This is a genomic window from Mycolicibacterium aromaticivorans JS19b1 = JCM 16368, from assembly GCF_000559085.1.
In the GTDB taxonomy this organism is placed as follows: Bacteria; Actinomycetota; Actinomycetes; order Mycobacteriales; family Mycobacteriaceae; genus Mycobacterium; species Mycobacterium aromaticivorans.
Genome location: NZ_JALN02000003.1, coordinates 119,875 through 139,917, shown reverse-complemented (window position 1 = coordinate 139,917; position 20,043 = coordinate 119,875). Strand labels below are relative to the sequence as shown.

General features: G+C 65.0%; 15 protein-coding genes. 4 read left to right on the top strand and 11 right to left on the bottom strand.

Features of this window, described 5'->3' with window-relative positions:
• Nucleotides 1-18: 18 nt before the first annotated feature.
• The 10 genes from Y900_RS30655 to Y900_RS32595 all read right to left on the bottom strand — a co-directional run bounded on the left by Y900_RS30655 (nucleotide 19) and on the right by Y900_RS32595 (nucleotide 10,386).
• Complete coding sequence (locus tag Y900_RS30655; RefSeq protein WP_131536376.1) at nucleotides 19-1,083, bottom strand: C40 family peptidase; 1,065 nt, start codon at nucleotides 1,081-1,083, stop codon at nucleotides 19-21.
• A gap of 39 nt (nucleotides 1,084-1,122) precedes the next feature.
• Nucleotides 1,123-2,277, bottom strand: coding sequence for a transglycosylase SLT domain-containing protein (locus Y900_RS33340; protein WP_237752806.1), 1,155 nt, complete (start codon nucleotides 2,275-2,277; stop codon nucleotides 1,123-1,125).
• Between the two features lie 123 nt (nucleotides 2,278-2,400).
• Entirely contained in the window at nucleotides 2,401-3,918 is a 1,518-nt protein-coding gene (locus tag Y900_RS29000; RefSeq protein ID WP_051660589.1) for a DUF4226 domain-containing protein, read from the bottom strand.
• 49 nt (nucleotides 3,919-3,967) lie between these two features.
• Nucleotides 3,968-4,258: a hypothetical protein gene (locus Y900_RS28995; RefSeq protein ID WP_237752805.1), complete on the bottom strand. Its 291-nt coding sequence runs from the start codon at nucleotides 4,256-4,258 to the stop codon at nucleotides 3,968-3,970.
• 132 nt (nucleotides 4,259-4,390) lie between these two features.
• Nucleotides 4,391-5,347: an EspK C-terminal domain-containing protein gene (locus tag Y900_RS28990; protein ID WP_036349292.1), complete on the bottom strand. Its 957-nt coding sequence runs from the start codon at nucleotides 5,345-5,347 to the stop codon at nucleotides 4,391-4,393.
• A 1,632-nt stretch (nucleotides 5,348-6,979) separates the two neighbouring features.
• On the bottom strand, nucleotides 6,980-7,570 hold the full coding sequence (locus Y900_RS30650) for a hypothetical protein (protein WP_131536374.1): 591 nt from the start codon (nucleotides 7,568-7,570) through the stop codon (nucleotides 6,980-6,982).
• 5 nt (nucleotides 7,571-7,575) lie between these two features.
• Nucleotides 7,576-7,863, bottom strand: coding sequence for a hypothetical protein (locus Y900_RS28985; protein ID WP_036349290.1), 288 nt, complete (start codon nucleotides 7,861-7,863; stop codon nucleotides 7,576-7,578).
• Between the two features lie 78 nt (nucleotides 7,864-7,941).
• Entirely contained in the window at nucleotides 7,942-8,307 is a 366-nt protein-coding gene (locus Y900_RS28980; RefSeq protein WP_036349285.1) for a hypothetical protein, read from the bottom strand.
• 62 nt (nucleotides 8,308-8,369) lie between these two features.
• The gene (locus tag Y900_RS30645) at nucleotides 8,370-9,857 is read right to left on the bottom strand and encodes a PPE domain-containing protein (RefSeq protein ID WP_051660585.1); all 1,488 of its coding nucleotides are present in this window, start codon (nucleotides 9,855-9,857) and stop codon (nucleotides 8,370-8,372) included.
• A gap of 214 nt (nucleotides 9,858-10,071) precedes the next feature.
• Nucleotides 10,072-10,386 (bottom strand): hypothetical protein, encoded by a 315-nt coding sequence (locus tag Y900_RS32595; RefSeq protein WP_051660584.1) that lies wholly within the window; start codon nucleotides 10,384-10,386, stop codon nucleotides 10,072-10,074.
• Nucleotides 10,387-14,390: 4,004 nt separating this feature from the next.
• Between Y900_RS32595 and Y900_RS28955 the strand changes: the two genes are divergently transcribed.
• Both Y900_RS28955 and Y900_RS28950 read left to right on the top strand, forming a co-directional pair.
• Entirely contained in the window at nucleotides 14,391-15,110 is a 720-nt protein-coding gene (locus Y900_RS28955) for a ParA family protein (protein ID WP_036349273.1), read from the top strand.
• On the top strand, nucleotides 15,107-16,012 hold the full coding sequence (locus Y900_RS28950; RefSeq protein ID WP_036349270.1) for a ParB/RepB/Spo0J family partition protein: 906 nt from the start codon (nucleotides 15,107-15,109) through the stop codon (nucleotides 16,010-16,012). The genes Y900_RS28955 and Y900_RS28950 overlap by 4 nt, the downstream gene beginning before the upstream one ends.
• A gap of 1,072 nt (nucleotides 16,013-17,084) precedes the next feature.
• Here Y900_RS28950 and Y900_RS31455 read toward each other — a convergent pair.
• Nucleotides 17,085-17,921: an MPT63 family protein gene (locus Y900_RS31455; protein ID WP_081845467.1), complete on the bottom strand. Its 837-nt coding sequence runs from the start codon at nucleotides 17,919-17,921 to the stop codon at nucleotides 17,085-17,087.
• Nucleotides 17,922-18,261: 340 nt separating this feature from the next.
• Between Y900_RS31455 and Y900_RS28945 the strand changes: the two genes are divergently transcribed.
• Together Y900_RS28945 and Y900_RS28940 are read left to right on the top strand one after the other, a co-directional pair.
• Nucleotides 18,262-19,212, top strand: a complete 951-nt coding sequence (locus tag Y900_RS28945) for a hypothetical protein (protein WP_192827628.1) — start codon at nucleotides 18,262-18,264, stop codon at nucleotides 19,210-19,212.
• Between the two features lie 205 nt (nucleotides 19,213-19,417).
• Nucleotides 19,418-20,020: a hypothetical protein gene (locus Y900_RS28940; protein ID WP_237752804.1), complete on the top strand. Its 603-nt coding sequence runs from the start codon at nucleotides 19,418-19,420 to the stop codon at nucleotides 20,018-20,020.
• Nucleotides 20,021-20,043: the final 23 nt, after the last annotated feature.

Sequence of the window (20,043 nt, the reverse complement as noted above, 5' to 3'; positions counted from 1 at the left end):
CTATCCCCTTTGAATTGCCTATGCCGCGCGTCTGATCTCGAATCCCCCGGAGGGCCACTTGCCGATCCGCACCGTTTGTCCCCGGCTCGGTGACTCGATCGTCTGGTGATCGTTCATGACCAGCTGCACATGCTGGTATTCGCCGTTTTGCTTGTTGCACAACAAAATATCGCCAGGCCGGGCGTCTTCTGGCCTCACGCGTACACCCCAGTCGGTCATCTCATAGGTGGTGCGCGGAATGGCAATCCCAGCCTGCTTGTAGGCGTACTGCACCAGACCAGAGCAGTCCAAACCCACGTTCGGTTTGGTACCACCCCAGACATACGGAACGCCCAGCTGCGTCAGAGCAGCTTTGACGATGCGGTCACCCTGCGGGCCACCGCCCCCACCGAAGTCGACGCCAGCACCGCCACCCGCCTGCGCACCGACCCCCTGCTGAGGTCGGCCCGACCCGCCGCCGCCAAGCAAGTTGCCGAGCATGCCCAAGGGGGCCAAGGGCATCGCGCCCATGGGCATTCCGCCGCCCATCGGCATCCCGCCACCCATGGGCATCTGCGGCATCATCGGCATCTGGGGCATCATCGGCGCGGCCCCGTTCGGGGGGTGTCCGATGCTTTGGTAGCCCGCGGCGGTCGTGTCGGCGGCCGCGGCGTGCGTCGCGGCGTCGCTGCTGCCCTGATCGAGAGTGGACTTGGTGTCTTCGAGGTGGCGTTTGATCGCCGAGACCAACGCTTGCTGACCGGCCGGGGTGTTGACCGCCAGGCCTTTTGACTGAACATCGGCCACTGCGGCGGCGATCACCGCATCCATCCGGCCACGGGAAGCGCCCGCCGAGGCCACCGCCGCTTGCAGGTCACCATGACCTGCCGCGTCGTGATCAGCAAGTGCCTCAACGTGATTGACGATCGCAGCCGACTCGCCGGAGAACCCATCGGCTGCCTGACCTGAGCCATCACCGGTCTGATCCGGCACCGGACCCAGGCCCGGCGGTGGGGCCAACGCCACCCCGCCACCAGTGCCAAAACTCTCCCGAGCCATCCCCATCGCGGCACCGGCAGCCCGCACGAACCCCTCAACACTCACCGCAGCCACCCCCCATCGCCTGACCTTCTGTGAGCCACATCAGTAACCACCCGGAGCGTGGTGGGGATTGAACTGACCCACCACCGACAAGTTGGAGCCGTCGCGCTGCACGTGATAGCGACGCATCAGATAATTCATCGCCGCGGTGATGTTGGCGACCGGGTCATAGATGTTGCGCGAGGTACCCGGCTGATGGTTCGAGGCGAACGTCGCAGGAATCGTTTGCAACCCGCCACGTGAAGCCCCTGCCGGGGCACCGTCGGCCATCCGGGCCCCGTGGGCGTTTGAGTCGCTCAGATTCACCGCGTCGGGGTGGTAGCCGGATTCTCGAGCTAGCCCCGTCATCAGCCCACGCGTCCAGTTAGCGCGCGCCACGGGATCAGTGATGCCCATCGTGTCGAGAGCCTTGCCAAGATACTGACGGTAGGCGTCGGGACCGCCAGGAAAGCCCTGCTTGGCCAGGTTCACCTCCCCGACCGGGATCGCGGCAGCCTCGGTGCCGTTCTCCACCCCCAAGCCGCTGCGACCGCCGGCCTCCGAGCCGGTCACCGACCCCGTACTAGGTGATACCGGCTGTCCCAGCAGATTCGTCAGACCCTGCAGAGGCGAGAGTGCGCCCATGGGCATTCCGCCGCCCATCGGCATCCCGCCACCCATGGGCATCTGCGGCATCATCGGCATCTGGGGCATCATCGGCGCGGCCCCGTTCGGGGGGTGTCCGATGCTTTGGTAGCCCGCGGCGGTCGTGTCGGCGGCCGCGGCGTGTGTCGCGGCGTCGCTGCTGCCCTGATCGAGGGTGGACTTGGTGTCTTCGAGGTGGCGTTTGATCGCCGAGACCAACGCTTGCTGACCGGCCGGGGTGTTGACCGCCAGGCCTTTTGATTGAACGTCGGCCACTGCGGCGGCGATCACCGCATCCATCCGGCCACGGGAAGCGCCCGCCGAGGCCACCGCCGCTTGTAGGTCGCCATGACCGGCTGCGTCGTGATCAGCAAGTGCCTCAACGTGATTGACGATCGCAGCCGACTCGCCGGAGAACCCATCGGCTGCTTGACCTGAGCCGTCACCGGTTTGATCCGGCACCGGGCCCAGGCTCGGCGGTGGGGCCAACGCCACCCCGCCACCAGTGCCAAAACTTTCCCGAGCCATCCCCATCGCGGCACCGGCAGCCCGCACGAACCCCTCAACACTCACCGCAGCCACCCATATGCCCGAACGTCGTTGGTCGACAACACGTTCCGACGGCGAGCGCCATCACCACTGGTCATCGCCACTTCGCCCGACACGGATCTCACCTCGGCTCCTCGCTGAGATGCGCTACGACGACGATGGTGGCGTCGGGGGCGTGACCGGGGGTGTCGGCGGAACCGGAGTAGCCGCAGGGGCGGGCTGCGCAGGCTTCCCGGATTGGGCACTGGGATCCATCCAACCCAGGAAGTCTGGGCTCGACCCCACACTCGTCAACGGCTGAACCTGCCCGGAGACCAAGACCTTGCCATTGCCCAAAGCCATCACTAAATGGTCCTGCCAGACACCGACGTCGCCGGCCTGCAGCTTGGTGGGAGGGATCGGATTAATGACCGGCGTCCCGGGCGGGGGCACGTTCACACCAGCCTGGTGCCACGCATCGGCCACCGGCGCACCGCCGAGAGCAGCCTTCACAGCGTTAGCGCCCTGCACCGTGCGGGCTTCCGCTGACCCACCATCAGGCAGCGCAACGTGCGTGGACGCCGGCGGCTCGGCAGCGGCCGGATCGGTGGGAGTGTGATTGCCCGCCGCATCCCCAGCCGCACCCACCGCAGCAGGGGTGTCGGCCGCGGCCGGACTGGTCTGCTGGGCACCCTCGGCGCCGGACTTAGGCTGGTCGCCGCCCGAACTCGTCTCGTCGTGAAACTTTGACTCCGGGGAGTCAGACTTCGGCTCGTTCCCGGCGCCCTGATCATCGCGGAACCCGGCGTCGCGCGCACCGCCTTGGCCGCCGCCCAGTCCGCTCAAGGCACTCAGCGGATCGCTGCCCATACCCGGCATCCCGCCGCCGAAAGATGGCATCTGCGGCATCTGCGGCATCCCCATTCCGGCAGGCATCATCCCGGCCCCCGGCATCATGCCCTGGCCCAGCGGAGAGGTCCCTGCAGCAGGCGCCGCGGCCGCTGGCGTGGCCGCAGGTGCGGTGCCCTGATCGGCAGCGCTGCTGCCACCACCAGAGTCCCCGCCACCACCACCGGCGCTGTTGCCGGCTGGCTCGGTACCGCCTTTGCCGCTGTCGTCACCGCCGATCCCGCCGTACTTCTCGGTCAACTCGCGTGTCTGCCGCGCCTTGGCCTCGGCATCAGCGATCTGCTGATCGAGAACCTTCTTGGCCGCTGTCAGCTTCTCCTTCAGGAAGTCCCGCAGCTCCTGCTGACCGGTTGGTGTGTCCAGTCGCGGGCCGAGCTCGGTGATCTTGTCGTTGACGTCCTTGCCGATGTTGTCGAGCTGCTGTTGACCAGCCGTTCCCGCGGCATGAATCGCATCGATCGTTGCGGCCGCGCTTTTGTCCAACTCATGCAGCTGCGTGATCACGTCGGCGACGGTGTTGGCATCGACGTTGCCCTGTTCTGCGGCCTGGCCCGAGCCGGGCGCCGGCCCCTGCGGCGGTGGAGGCAGCGGCCCCGGTGCAGGCGGTGGCGGGGGGAGCTGCGACCCGCCTGGTGTCGGCGTCGGCGGATGAGGCGGGGGCGCCTGCGGGGCATCTCCGTGTCCGCCAGTGTTGCCGCCAATGATGCCGCCGATCACCGGGGCAAGTGGACCCAAGATTGGCCCGGCGATGGCGCCGCCCAACACAGATCCGATCACGGTGCCAATCGGATTCCAGTCGTCACTAGACATTGTGGTGGCGTCCCTTCTAGAAATTCAGCTTGAGTTCGGCGGCGGCGACGTCTTTGGCATCTGGATAGTGGCCATCGACGTTGGGCTGATTGGACAAGTAGCGGTCATGTGCCACATCGGCCACCGCCACTACCCGATCACCCAGGGTGTAGGAGTCCCAGCGCCGAACTGCATCGGAGAGCAGACGAACGCCCACAACACACCCGTTGTCGCCCACCTCCACGGCCACAGTGCGCTTCGCCGACACTGCCGAGGCGACCACGCGAACATCCGGGACCGCCGCTTCGCCCTCAGCAAGGTCTTCCACCACAGCCCCTTCCAAACGCCCAAACGAATCAATATCACGCAGTCTACACACAAATAAGCAGCGGTGAACAGTAATGCTGCAACTTGCGTGTTCGGCTGCGCCACCGGCTCGTAACAACCGCCGATGGGGCAGCTAGGCAGGCATGCTGCGAACCTGCTGCTCGATCGCGCCGACCATAGACGTCACCACAGACCCGAAACCTGCCTGAACACCGCAATAGGCGATATCGGCTAACGACGGCGGGCTCACCTTCCACGCCCGAACCATCTCCACAACCCGCCCCGCGTGGTAGTAATGCCGATACCACAGGGTGAGCGCCTCAGTCAGTTCCGAGCCATCATGATCGATCGGAGCATGTGAATCCGGCGACACCAAGGCGCCGTCGAAGCGACGGTCGGCCAACTCGTCATAAAGCTTCCACGACATGGCATTAGCGCTCCCACGCTGCACCGACTGCAAGATGTTGACCTCATCGTCGGTAACCAGTTTGTCGCCGGTCGCATCCGGTTGCGCCGCGGCCTGGATGACGGCCGCCGTCAACTGGGCAGCAGCGTACAAAGCCACCTCGCGACCACCCTGATAGAGGGCCGAGACACGTTGCGCCAGACCAGGATCAAGGGCAGTCAACCTGTGCTGATGGGCACCGTCGAGCGTCGGCGCCACGCTCACCATGCTAAGAGCCTGCCGATGCTGTACGCCCAAGAAGTCGCCAACGCCCGCCGGCTCCTGAGGCCACAACTCTGTCGTGACCATGGCCGAAATCATCACGCCCGCAACACGTTTACTCAGTTGCTCGAAGTGATCTAACAGAATCTTCGACGGCTTCTGGCAACCCATCCACCGCTGGGACATTCCAAACGGCAAGGCCGGATCTGCGACAGCCAAACGCGCCGTAGCAGGTAGAAAGACGGTCGAGGGCACATACGCGCCGCCGCCGAGACTGCTGGCAATCACAACCTGGGAACCCACAGGCGTCTTCACCACGCCAACAGCCCACGCGATCGGAGCCGGCCAATCCTCACATCCGCGAACCAAACCGCCCAACACGCGCTGCGCCAACAGCATGTCCGGGTTGACCTCATTGGTCATCGCAGCGACTCCGGGAGCCGACACCGTCGACCCTGCCCCGCCCGCGACCACAGGTCCTGGCGCCGCCGAGCCGCCAGTCGCGGACTGTCCCGACGCCGTCGCCGGAGCAGTCCCGGCGCCACCACCAGCACCACCAGCAGGGGCCCCGCCCGCACCGGCCCCCGGGGCACTATATGGAGCCATCGGCGCCGCACCACCCATCGCGGCCGGCGGCATCATCGGTGCACCACCACCGCCCGGAGCTGCCCCACCACCGCTCGTCGAGGAGCCTCCCGCAGATCCCCCAACGCCAGCATCACCCCCGGGAGCCGACAGCGGAACCCCGGCCGGGCCACTGCCAAACGCAGGAACCCCCCCAACCTGATGAACGGGCAGTCCCTGCTGCGTCACCGACTGCTGAGACACCGGAGAAGCCAAGTTAGACAAGGCATTTCCACCACCGGTAGCGCTCATCCCAGACGCCAAACCCGACTGAAAACTCGACCCCGCATTCGACATCGGAGACGCCGCCGCAGACGACGACGCTGGCATCGAAGGTGCAGAAGGCGCCGAGGGCATCGAAGACGCGGGAGAAGTCGGCATCGACGACCCCATGCTCGACGGCGGCTTGAACGCCGAACCCAGCCCCGACATTCCCGAGCCACCGCCGCCCACACCGCTGCCGCCACCCCCACCGCTAGCAGCACCACTCATCGCCTGCGGCAACTGGCTGAGCATCGGGGGCGTTCCCTCGGTGCCCGGTCGATAGGTCCGGCTGGCATCGCCTGCAGTCCCGGAGGTGGCTGCTGGCGGTTCGGCACCCGAAGTGCCCGCCGGGTCTTTGGGCGTTCTCGAAGCCTCCGGCGTTGTTCCATCCGCGGGGGTCCCCGCCGACGCGGGATCGGCACCGTCCTTCGGGGTGCGCGATGCTTCCCCATCCTTCGGCGTCCGCTTAGCTTCGGGTCCCGTCCCGTCCTTGCCGTCTTTGGCGCCGTCTTTTGTTCCTGGAGTCTTTGGCACGTCTAGCGGGAATGTGAAGTTGGCGGCTTGGATGGCGTTTGTTGCCTTGGTGGTGGCGTCTGAGGTGGAGGTTTCAGCGAGTCCGTTGTATCGCGTCCAAACATCCATTGCTGCAAGGGGATCGCGGTTGCGGATCGCTTTGTTGAATTCTTCCTCGCCAGCTTCGGCGAGGTTGTCGATCCGTCCCTGTAGCCCCTTGATGTGGCCCAGAGCTTGTGCGGCGGCGGTGGCCGCCGCGGTGTGCTTGTCCTGGTGGTCGCTCCAGGTCTGGACGGTCGCGTCGTGAGCGGCTAGAAGGGCATCCCCGGCCTGACCGGTGAGCGCCGCGGCGAAGCGCGGGCGGTAGTGGTCGTATGACGTTTCGACGGCCTCGCCGAGGGTTTGAGCCATGCTTTGGTGGAATTGGTGAATGCTTTCGAACGACTCGCGTAGATGTACAGCGGGTCGCCAGGCCCGCTTCAATGCCTGCCCGAATTCACCGCTCCCCAGCTCCGTGGCCGTCTCTTTGGCTGCCGCACCGGCTTGCGCCATGGCACCGACGCCGTTGGTGTAGAGCTGGTGCGCGATATGAGTACCTGCCCGCGCTGCCGCAGACGCTCCCTCGCTAGCTCCCCCTGCTACAGAAGCCACGGATTACCCCCCGTACGCCTTGCACAAGTCCCATGCGTGTTGGTCTACAGCGTTTGCCGCCTCTGCTGTCCACGTCTTGCTCGGCTCGATCGCGCCGACCCTGGGCTGATCGCTAAAGTTGGAAATCTGATCGCGAGCCATCTTCAGGCTCTGAGCCACCGCGTCACGAATAGCGTTGTCAGCGTTAGGATTAGCGTTCAAAGCTTCCGAAATATAGTTGTAGCTCGGAAGGATGTCCCCGCTGCTCTTCTGCGGTGATGGCATGGCTCGGTAACCGGCGGCGAAGCGGGTGCAGAGGTCGACGGTTGCGGCGTTGACCTGCTCAGCGGTGGGTGCTGACGGTGTAGCTGCAGGCGGCGCCGACGCGGCGGTATTGCCAGCCATGTGGTTGCCGATCAGACCACCCACTACGCCCGCGGTGAGCGCAACTATCGCCGCGCCTCCGACGACCGCCGCGATGAGGCCGCCCTTGCGCTTGCGAGGCGCTGGCGCGGGGTAGAACTGCGGCATCGACGGGGTCGGCGGTGGGAGTGGCGTGGCACCAGGGCCGGGGTAGGTCGACACGGGAGGCGGGTAGGTGTACTGGTCGGTCATGGTGGCTAGACCTCGATTCCGCTGATTTGCGCGGCGTTGGTTTCGTCGCTGCCGGTCATGATTGCCGCAGTACCGCCGTTGGCAGTGGCTACGCCGGTGACGTCGGTGACCCTCTTGGCGGTCAGGGCTTCATGTGCCGCGGGCCAGTCGGCGACTGTCGCACTCAGCGCCACCGATAGCGGGTCAGTGCCAGGGGTGCAGATCGGGTGCACCGACGGCTGGGTGGGTGCGGCAGAAAACCACCCCCCGGTGGTCGACCCGAGTTCGGGGACGTCGTTATGGATCGCGGCCATCTGACTCAGCCCCTCTCTGTTGCTCTAGAAAAATGGTAACTGCCTGCGCCGACGCGTAGCGCACCAATTTCTCGGCCGTCAACCCACGCCGCGCAGCGCTGCTGCGAACTCTGCGGCCACCGGGTGTTGGGCAAACTCCTCGGGGATCTGGGCGAATTCCTTGCGGAATTCGGCTGCCATCGCTTGAATTCCCGCGTAGGTCCGTTCCGCATTCTTTGCGATGGCATCGTTCATGGCGTCCTCGAGCTCACCGACGGTGAGCTCTTCTTGCAGACCAGCCCGGATATCGCAGCCGATGAGCCGGCCTCGGCCGTCATGGGTTAAGACGATGTCATCGTCGGGGTCGCCGGTGGCGGTGAACGCGGCCACCTTGTTCTCCCACCGGTAGACAGCGTCTAGCAATTTGTCGATCATCTCTGAGGACTTCTCAGCTCGCGTTGCCATTCGTGCTCTCTCCCTTGACTGCGATATGCGTTGCCGTGCAACGCCTTCCCCTGGGTATTCGGTTACGTCTTCTTCTCTGGGTCGCGACGTCGGCGCGTCTCGCGGCGGACTTCACCGAAGACGGGTTCGGTGTTGGGCATCGGCCGCTCGACGACGCGGCGCCGATCCTCGGATTTGCGGTCTTGATCCTGTTTGCCGCCCATGCCGCCCATCATCGGCGGGATCATGCCCATCCCGCCCCCGCTGGGCCCTGCCCCGGCGGGTCCCGGACTGGCGGGCGAGCCGACACTGAGACCGGTGCCCACCGACGGCCCGACGGCCGGGCTGGAACTCGACATCGGAGCGCCACCGCCTCCCCCGCCGTCCCCGGCTCCCCCGGCGGGGCTGGTACCGCCACTGCCGAAGTCGCTGGCCCCCTCGGACGGTGAACCGGGGTCGCCGCCGGCGTCAGGCGTTGGCATTTCCGGGGTGCTCAGTTGAGGCATTCCGCCGCCCATGCCAGGCAGCGAGGACAGGCTCGACAGCGCCGAGAGCGGCGAGCCGCCGCCCAGGCCATGGGTGACCTGTCCGACCATACCCGTGCCCGCTCCCATGATCATCCCCGCCACATTGGCCAGCATGCTCGCCGAATTCGAGTCCGCACCGGCCAACGGCGGCCCCTGAGCGGGGTTGCCCGGCGCCGCAGGTGCACCGACCGGCGGCTGATCGGACGCTGCGGGGTCATCAGCGTTGTGGTCGCCCCCGCCGTGGTGCCCGCGTCCTTGGCCGGTGCCGTCGTGTTCGCCGTCTCGTTGGGGCTGGCCATGTGGGTTCAGGGTGTGGGCAGGCTCGCCCGGGTTGTGCACGATGGGCGGTGCGGGCTGCGGGGGCTTAGCTGCCCCGCTAATGGTGGGCGGCGCGGCGGTAGCAAAATCCTGCATGGCGCTCATCGCGGCGGCACGTTTCTTGGTCAACTCCGCTGACAGTGTCTCTACCTGCGCAGCGTTGGCTCCACCGCTGGCGTTGTAGTTGGCCAGGGCCACGTGGAGGCGCTGACGCAGATCGGTGAACTCTTCCGGGCGCGGCGTGTTCTGGATCAGAGTCTCGGTGTGCGCAGCGACGTCGTCAGCGGCGCTGGCCAGCGCGAGGACCTGCGGGTGAAGACTCGACTCCAGCCAATCGGCATGTCCGGCGATGTTGGTGGCCGCCTGCTGTTGACCGTCGACCCAATTCTCGGCAACCGATGTGCCGGTGCGGCGCGCCTCGTCCGCGGCACTGAGAACGCTCGGGGCGAGAGTGTTGCGGATATGTGCTGCGAATGTGCGCAAACTCTGGGGACCTGGCCCGGAATGCACTTGCGCGGCAATCTGCTCCGGGGACACCGGGGGCAGTGTCACCATGGTGGGAATCGCGGGCAGCGAGGGCGTCGGGATCGTGGGTAAGTTCCCAGATGAAGGGGCTGTCGGCGCGCCGCCAGCGGTCGGCGCGGACCCATCCATGATGGCGCCGATCGCAGCGGCATTCGCGTCGTCGGCGCCGGCGAGATCGGCTGCGGTCCCAGAGAGGGCCATCCCACCGACAGCCCGCTGTTGTCCTGCATGGTGATGCAGTAAATGAAGGGAATGCGACCACGCCGACAGCGCGCCGGCCAGGTGAGCAGAGACAGAGTCACCCGTAGCGGCCTGACATGCCGAGGCCGGGGCGTTCTGATGCCCGGAAGCATCAAGCGCCCCGGCGTCGGCACGCAAACCGTGCGGATCGACCCTCAGGTCCATAGTGGCGAATCTACGCGTCGACGACGCTTGTGATCCGCGCTGCGGAATCGTCGTCGGTGGTGGTGAAAATCGTTCGGGTATTGCCCAGGCGCCGAGCGTGACCGCGAGCGTGCTCTGCCACGCGCTGGTAGGCCGCTTCCCGCGCCTGCATCTCGGCATGCTTGGCCGCCACGAACGGCGCATAGGTGTCACCAACCGTGGCCTGCAGCTGCTCGAGGGTCATATGGTGTTGTCGCCCGTGAGCCTCCACCGCATCACCGTAGGCGGCCCACTCGGCCGCCGCCTGAGCTGCGGCATCGGTGTCCAAAGAAATCGAATCAGCCATCGTCAGTCCATTCTCGGTAGCGGTGTCAGCAACACGCACTGTTGCGTTGCTTGCGTTTACTCACTGCCTAGTGTGTAGCATCGCCCGGTGTGTGCGCAAGGTGTGCTGGGCATTCACCGCCGGAGCGCCGCCGCTTGTCACGGAGCGTTCCAGCCGTCAACCAAAACGTCTTTCAACGCGGCAGAGGACGACCTCGGCCGTTGCGCGACGGACAGGCGCGCTGCCGACGGGGTTCCCGACGGCTTATTCGCTCCGTCACCGAGTGCTGCTGCTGGCAGACACGCCCCCAGTATGTTCTTTCGTCGGACGATCAGAGTGCGACGGTGAAGGGGTCACCGCAACAGCCACAACCACCGTCAATCTGGATGCCGACAGTTCAAGACCGCGCCGGGGTCACCGACCCTCGGCGTGTCGGCGAATTCTCTGGAAAGGCGTACATAAAGATCAGCAGGCTCGAACGGTCCGCCCGGTCGCCACGTGACCAGCGTGTCGTGGCGGTTAATCCGCCGACTGCGTGCGAAACTTCGCCTGGAAACACCAGCACCAAGAGGCGCAGGAGCCCCAGCTGCTCGACATTCGCGTACAGCGACGCCGTCTGCTGCCGGCGCGATCTAGCGACAGGAGTGAGTGCGATGACCGCATCAGGCGGGGCCATAGCGGCGAGTCCGCGTGGCCGTCCGCATCTCGGACCACGGACAGTGGTCACCGCAGCGCTCTGGCCCGGTCTGCAGCGGCGGGTCGATACCGCTCCCGGAGGCTGCACCGTGCGAGTACATCCTGCCGTCGCGGCTGAACTCGTAACGCGTGCTTGTACCCAAGCACTCCCCCGGGCGGTCTTCAACGCGCGAGTCATCGCTGAGCTTCTCGAGTCAGCCGCCACGGTTACTACCGCGATCGGACAGGAGGGCCTGCCACTGGCCATGTGACTAGACACAGCGCTTCGAGCCCAAAAGATGTTCGTGACAGGAGGGCCTTAGCGCACAACGGACACATCTTCATAGGCGTTTGAATAGCCGTCAAAAACGACTGTGCCCCCCGGCGGCAACCGGAGGGCTGGTCGCGGCGAAATCGCCACTCTCCCCGAAGGGACTGTCTCTTGCAGGACAGCTCTCACGGTAGCGCATGCGCTGGCACTGGTCCAGACGTATGCACCGTGTTTCTCCGTACGTCCGCCCCGATTGCGGGCATCTCACGGCCGCCGTATCGCGGCTGCAGCACCAGCGTGCGCCGCCGCGGCGTCATTCGGACCACCCCTGTAGCCGACGTCATAGCGATCCGCCGTGGTCGGCGATTGGCTGGCCGAGAGTTGCCCTCCCCTAGACAGTTCGTACACCTGGAAATCGAGCCGGACGCGCATGCCGGGATTGCTTGCTGGAGCGGTGGCCCCACCCGCTGGGCACAAGTCACTGTGGCGGCCGCGTATGACCAGCGCTACCCACAGCTCCGCCCACAAATGACGGCACCGGTCTCCAAGCGCGCCGTGGTTGCCATCGCCGCGGACATGGCGCGCTTTGCCGACCGGAGTACGGGGCGGAACTGCCGCCCCAGCGTAGCGACACTCGCGGCGCGGACTGGGTTTTCGGAGCGCACTGTCCAGCGGGCGCGTGAATGTCTACGGCTCCTTGGCGTCGCGACCGAGGTCGTTCGGGGCCGCCAGCGTACGTATGTGGAGCGGATGGCGTCCTGGCGCATGGGCGACCGGTCCCGGGGTTGGGCCTCAGTGTGGGCGCTGCACGACGATCAGCAGGTCAACCGTGTTATCCACAAACTGACACCCCATCTGGGACGGTCCCCACTTACAACACATAACTCACCTTTAAAGAGACTGATTACTACCCGAACGGGCGCCGAGGGCGCCCGGCAAGGCGTCGCTACGCGCCGCCGAAGCATCGACAGGCAGGGGCAACGACTGGCGCGAGCGTGGCGCGAGCATCCAAAGGCACCGCCATGGTCACGACGGTACGGTCCGGGTGCCTGGGCTGCGATGCTGGCTGCGCCTGCCCGCGCAGGGTGGACAGCTGAAGATCTGAATGCGGCGGTGTCGGAGTGGCTGATCGGCGGCCATCGGATCTCCGACGCGCCGCCGCGCCCGATCGGTCTCATGGGAGCAATCTTGGCCGCCTATACGGCGCACAACGCCCTCTCCGTGCGACCCATGGCGCATGCCGAGGCAGCAGAGGCCGCCGCGGTCGCCGAACGGGCTGAACAACACCGTCTTAGGATCCAGGAGCGCGAGGCATACGCCCAGGCGCGACTGGCTGGGCAGCAAGCCCTTCAGGGGCCAGGGCGTGCTGAGGTCGCTGCCGTGTTAGCGGCGATCAGGACACGGCGCGGTCGATGAGGGCGCTGTCGGCGCACGAATTGCACTGGTCACAACGATGTGCCTGGTGCATGTGCACGCCTACGTTCGCGACTTCAGTAAACCGGAACATTCGGAAAGCGCTGGATGCACGAGCAATTCGTCGTTGATGGCCCGGTCAGCTATCGACCGCCAATGACTTGGCCGTATCATCGCGAAGAACCCGCAAGCGTTGCGCTGGCAGACTTTCCGACTTTTAAGACGCGTTTACAGCCCGCGCCGGGCCGTCAGCTTGGTCGCAGAACTGGTGGGCGCGACGGATCAAGTCGTCGACCGCCGGAGTCAGAAGCTCTGCGACCTTTACGCCGCAAGCCTCTGCGTACCGGGTGATGGCAGAGTGATCTTCTTCGCTGACGCGTTTGGCAACCAGCTTCGACGAGGCGCGCTTTTCTCGGTGTCGCCAGTTGCGCCGCCGACCAGTCACTTCATCGCCCGCACTGATGTCTACCACCGGACGCTCCGCTCAGTTCGTCTGTAGCCCGGCCGTCACTGACCTGGCACTATTGGAATCCAGTAATAGAATATCAGTAACATGATGTCTGTAACAGGAATCCTGTAATAGCATGTCAGGCGTGTCGTACGCCCAATCGCCGAGAGTTCAGAAGCTCTCTACGATTGTATTCGGGCAGAAACACCGACTCGCCGTTATGGCGGCGATCGCCCAGGGCGATGGACTCGTCAACCCCACCGACCTTGCTCTCGAATTAGGCCACCCGGCGCAAAGCGCTGTGCAAACACCGCTTAGGGATCTGACCGAGGCCGGCCTCATCACTCGCCAAGACGGGATGGGGCGGGTGTACTACCGCAGGAATCCCCACCCGATTTGGGATGCGGCTTTGGAGCTCCTGCGTACAGCCCTAGTAGAGGAAGCGGCCGAAGACTCGGTGCATTAAGCGCCTTCGTTTGCAGTGGTATCGCGCAGTGAGCCCAGCACCCGGTTATCGCGCACAACGAGTCTCCCCGCGGACGCCATCGGCCACGGCGACATGAGGCGGCAGACTACCCACCTCCCCCAGCTGGTTCGTTGCGAGCGGCATATGGCCAAAGAGTTGCCTCCCGACCAGTGGGCGCCAGTTCTCTGGTCCGGGTCGGCACCTCCCTCCGTGATGCAACTCCAGTCGGGCAGTCAGGCAAGACCGCTTGGCGCGCAGAGCGTCGCGACGGCCACCGGGCGCGGTTTCAAGCGCCTTTCAGAGTCGCGCTCCCCACTCCGTTGAAGCCGAAAGTGTCAACCCGGGACAGCGGAAATTGGGAAGAACGGTAATTGCGTCGACCAACATTGCTCGGCTGTGAATGGATCAAATAGTGAGCACGCTTCGCGTCTACCCGCCAACCGCATCTAGACCGATATGTCTGAGTAATCCCTTAAGCACAATCCCCGACTCGGCGGTTTTCCGCGGAAAACTGCCGCAAACGCGCAGGTCACAGCGCCGCTGCACTGATGCAGGTGTGAAGTGGTGGCCTCTTCCCCGGAACCGCCGGGATGGCCGCAGATTGCCAGTTTTCCGCGGAAAACTGGCTGGATTCGTCTCCCGTTGGGCGTGTCGCCGCGCCACGTTCCCTAACCCGCCGTAACCTCAGTGGCGTCTGTTCCTAGTCATTCCGCCAATCGCGGCTTCGATCCATTTCAAGGGACCCCAACGCAATGACACGTGTAGTGACACTTCTGAATCAAAAGGGCGGTGTCGGGAAAAGTACTGCCGCCGTCAACCTTGCCGCCGTTCGAGCTGAACATCTCAGCCAGGGGCTGCCCGAGGACGCGGAGTCTCCCGTCGCCGCAATCTCGATTGACCCGCAAGGCTCGGCCACCTGGTGGGCCAACCAAGTTGACGACCTTCCCTTCCATCTCATTCAGGCACACGACGATCCACTTGACTGGCTTGCTCAGTTAAACAACCTGCCCACGATCGCCGAGGTCTACGTCGACACCGCCGGCTGGTTCGACCTGGACCCTGATGGCTCTGGGGACGGACTCGGCTCTGGCCACTCGGCCGACGCCCTCAGGACCGTCCTAGACGTCACTGACGAGGTACTCGTTCCGATCCTGACCGAGCCGCTCTGCTTCGACCCGACAGCGCGGACAATCCGGAAAATTCTCGAACCAAGGCAACTCCCCTACCGGGTCTTCATAAACAACCACGACAGCCGCGACGGGACCTACTGGCTGAACGAGACGAAAGATTTCGTCCGCGGCCGTGGGTGGCCCCTGGCCGAGACCGTTGTCCGTCACTACAAGATCCACACCAATGCGTCCAATGAGGGCTTGGTCGTGACGCAGTACAAGAAGACCGGCAAGGCTTCTACCGCGGCTGCTGATTTCTATAACCTGGCTGATGAACTGATGTCAACGGAGGTCCGCCGATGAGTCGCGGGGGAGTGAAGAGCTTCGCCGGTCTCGCCGAAGCGGTCGGTGAGAAGTCGTCGATAGACGGGGCAAAAGCAGCATCCTCGATCATCCCTAGAGCCGGTCAATCGCGCTCAGTCCCTCTCCGGGACCTTGTCGGCAATCCGCACAACCCGCGAGACACCCTGGGCAATCTTCAGGAACTGGCGTCCATCGCGGAGCACCAGCTGCAGCCAGTTGTCGTAGTGACTAAGAATGCCTACCAGCAGCTGTACCCCGATACCGCTGTTGATGCGCGTTGGGTCGTCATCATCGGCAATCGGCGCTTAGCCGCCGCGCACAAATTTGGTCGGCCCGAACTCGATATCGTCATCAAGGACGAACTCGCCAAGGATCGGGCCACTCTGCTGACAGCGGTGATCGCCGAGAACGTCGATCGGTCAGGCTTCGACGTCATCGAAGAGGCTCGCGCAGTGGAGAGCCTCGTGGGGGAGTACGGCAGCGCCGACGCTGCGGCTGATCACCTACACAAGAGCAAGACATGGGTGTCTCAACGCCGCGCCCTCCTCAAACTGGCCCCTGAACTGCAGGAGGCTACTCGGCGCGGTGATCTCGCCATACGCGAAGCCCGTGACTTGGCGCGTGTACCTCTGGAGCAGCAGGTCGCCCGGTGGAGGAGTAGCCAGCCCGAGTCCGGCAGTGCGGACAAATCAGGTGAGGGTGCCTTGACGAGCGAGGAAAACCAGTCGGATCGGCGTGAGGAGCGCGGAGAGGCTTCCGCGAGCCAAATACGCACCGTTACCCGTGCACTCCGACGCTTCGAGGCCGATCCGCATGCACTTGCAGCTGCCCTCCATAGCCACCTTGGCGATGTCGGATCTCGAGTATTGGCAGCCCAGCTCAGGAAACTTGTGAAGCAATAGATGTCCGGGGGCCAGCGAGCCAAAATGCGCGGCGGCCGGCGTCGCGAGTTTTCCGCGGAAAACTGTCGAGAATTCGTAGTTTTCCGCGGAAAACTACGAAAGGAGATGGCCTGCTGGCTCCCTATTGGTGGTGAGTGCGCCTGTGCAGCAATACTTTTCGGCCACAGCACTTACTCGGTGTCCAGCTGAACAGTTGCAGATGAGTTGGCAACGGAACTGGCCACCGCGAGGGGCCCAGCACGCAGCAGGCGCGCGTCGAACGCGGCCGAGCAGAATGATCTACGGCTGGTCTCGCAGTCCCGCGTTGATCAAGCGGCGCCGTACCCCGGTCATGGTCAGTTCGTCCAGTAGGCGTTCTCGTCGGAACGCATGCTCAACGAGCCGTCCCAGAGCGAGGGCCCTGCCAAGGGGTCGGGCCGGCGGCAGGGCCGAGGGCCGGCCGGCGTTGATGCGCCCTTGAATGAATAGCTGAGGGCACCCAGTTACTACGCGCGTGACGCAGCCCGAGTCTCAGTCGGAGGGTGGGTTGACGTGTCGCTTGGAGGGCGGGACGCGCATCAGTCATTTCGAACACGTGTTCTGTCCGTTGTATTGTGTGTGCGTGGCCCGGCTGCGGCGTACGAGACGGGGGTGGGTCGAGCCGGGGCCTCCGCGCTACTGTCCGTGGGGCCACCCTTTGCGCGGTCCCGGACTGGTGTTGGTTGGCACTCAACAATGTGCGACGTGTGCGGGTCGCGGTGCGGGCCCGCATCGAAGCTACACATGCCGCGCCTGTGGGATAACCGTGTACGACCCAGTGCCGCAACCGGACTGCCGATTTGCCGCACTTGATGGCCGGCCAACTCACGACACCCCTGCTACTGAATGAACGCTTGGCCGGGGGTACTCCGCCTGTCAGGGACAGGTAGCAAAGCCCACCCCACAGTGAACCCGGCAGACCGGCCGGGGGAGTGGCTCACCCAGTCGATTAACGGTCCATACCCACTCGGCCGCAGGACTACTTGCTGTTTGTCGGCGGCCCGGAGGCCGCCGCGCGAAGCGATGGCAATAACGAGGTCCACGCCGCCGTTGCTCAGGCGGACGGGGCGACCGTCAACGCCGACGCAGCAGCCACGGGGGCTTGTCCCGCGGCTGGCGTCGTTGCTGGAGCATCTGCCGGGGGGGCTGTGGTTGACCCTGGTATGGCAGGAGCGTTAGCCGCGGTCGACGGGACCGGAGTACCGGTGCTACTGCCGGGGACTGGAGTCGCTTGGCTACCCGGAGCGATCGGCGTGCCCGCGCTCCCCGGAGTGACGGGGGTCCCGGTACTGCCTGGGGTCACAGGTGTCCCTTGGCCGTTCGGAACCATAGGCGTGCCGACGCTGCCAGCCGGTAGTGCGGCAGGGCTGGTGCCACCCGGCACCGGCGTTGCGGGCCCAGGTGCGGCGGCGGGTGCCGGCCCCCCAGTGGTCGGAGTACCCGACGGCGCCCCCAAGCGTGATGAGCCGGACTTCGGTATCGAAGGCGGCGGCTGGACCCAGACGGCGAGATCGGCACCGCCGGCGTTGTACACCACGCTGTCTGGGACATCACCGGTGATGTCGAAGTACACTTTTCCGGTGGTCTGCTGTCCTTGGCTTAACGGAGCCGGGTTCACCCCTTGCGGCGTTGCGACGCCAAATAGCACTCGGTAGGTCTGGCCACTGCGGGCCCGGGCGTTGAGATTGGACACCACAGGCTGCACCGTCCCGTTCACGGCAACATCAGTGGCGGCTGCCTCCCACAGCGTTCCGACCACCGGATAGGGGATGGAATCCGTGCTTGGCTTGAGGCTGCTAACAGTCCAGGCCTGAACTACATCGCCGTTCACAAGTTGGGCGGGGCTGCCCAAGTAGTGAATTACCGGTTCGTCGGCAAACGCGACGGGCATGGAGATCGTCCCGACGTACACCGACGCCGCCACGGCAATCACAGCTTTAGATGCAGCACTCAACGGTTCGTCTCCTTCGCTCGGCACCAGATGCAGCTATTACCAAAAGCTAACAGCTTTGGCGTCACGGGCGACGTTTCGTCGCCCTCCCGGAGGTCCCCACAGCCGGCGTCGCGCTTAACGAGGGCGACGCGGCGCGCCCATCGCAGGTGCATTCAGCTGCGACCGCGTTAGACTTGTGGCGAATGCGTCGATGGCATGTTGGGACACGCGCCACGAGGATTCTTGAGGCCAACGCCTCCGATAATTGCTTAAATGACGTAAACACTCCTGTGTTGCGGTGATGCCGTTGTTGTTCTACCAGTGTCATACTGGAAGATGTACGATTCCCGGACACCGGGGGCTTGGCCACGGGCACACCAGGAGGGCGATCATTACCGCTGCGCCGTTAGACGAGGACGCCGCCGCCGACATGGCACGGTCCTTGCTCAGCGCCGGCCATCCCGTTGCCGACGTGGTGGCCGAGACCGGGCTATCGGAAAACCACGTCGAGATGCTCGCCAGCAGCACCGTGGAACCTGACGTGAAACGCCTGGCCAAGTACATGAACGCGCGTCTCGCCGAGCTTGGAATGAGCCAGCTGGAGGCGAGCAAACTCGGCCTGGTGTCGCGCTCGACACTGAACCTCCTCGGCAAAGACGACCGGGTGCCAGGCCGCAGCACGTTGTCCAAACTGGACGAACTTTTATCCTGGCTACCCGGTTCGGCCCACGCCACGATGTACGGCTCGGAACCTAAGACCCGTGAGGCCAGCGTCGGCAAGCGGCTCGGGCCTGTCGTTGACCGCGACGCCGAGGACGACTACGACAACCTCCGTATGTGGATCGAGAAGCGGCTGCTCGAACTACAGATGAGCAAGAGCCGCCTGGCCGCCGTCGGAGGGCCGGGTCGTACAACTCTGGCGACGATGGGTAAGCGGGGATACAGCCCCAACGCTGAAACATTGGAACGCATCGACACCCACCTGATGTGGGAGCCCGGATCGGCGCTGGCTGCGCTCAAAGGCGGCAAACCCGTCAATCGGCGCATCGAGGTGAAACCCCACCCGGCGGTTGTCCCGATCCACGCGATCGTGGACCGGCTCAAGCTGCTGAAGACCCGAGTAGAGCGCCAGCAGGAGACTCTTAACCAGCAGTCGAGGGACATCGACCAGGCGCTGGCACAGGCGCGCCTGGTAATCGAAGACTTGACTCCACCGCAACATCGCGCAAGTTTCCCGGCGTCAACATGACGTCGGCGCCCCGTAAGGGGCATTTCAGGTGGCCAGCCGACGGGGTAGTCCTGCCGGCACGCTCACCGGGCACGGGCACGGCTTCCGCCGATGCCGCAGATCAGGAGAACTACTCATGACGAGCGGCATCGGGAGAACACTATGGCCCGCCACACCGGCGACGACCAGCCAGATCTGTTCAGCTTCGAGGAGACTGACGACACCAGTGACCGAGTGGATGGGCCAGGCGGTCAACGAGGTGTACAGCCGGTGGCTGGACCTGCCTCAGGACTGGACGCCGCAGCAGAGGGATCGGTTCCTGCGCGAGGAGACCGCCCGGCTGGACCGACTGGCGGCGCAGATGGCCGACGACCTGGCAGCATCGTCGATTCAGGAATGGACCGCACGCCAGGGGCAGCACCCGGACTACCTCACGACCGTGAAGCTGCGCCAGACGGCGTTGCAGAACGCCCGGGAAGCGGTGGTACGCCAGGAACTCTACGACCAGATTCCGGAGCCGCCGGAGCAGACGGTCGACTTCGATCCGCCTCTGCAGCAGCCGCTGCCGCCGAGTCAAGTGCCGTGGAATCAACGGTGGAACGACGTGCGGTATCGGAGCGAGCCGGGGGAGCGGATCGAGGCGCTGACCGAGATGGTGTGGCCGGCCCCGCAGTTTTCGGTGATGTTCCGCATCAAGGCGGCCTACCTGCTCAGCGCCCGCTTGGAGGACGCCCTCCCAATTCCCGACGGCCCCCAGCATCCCCTGGCCAGCGACCTGGCGCCCCTGGTGTACGAGGATCTGCGGCTCGACGGCTACCCCGTGGAGTAACCGAGCCCAAGCCTCAGCTGTCG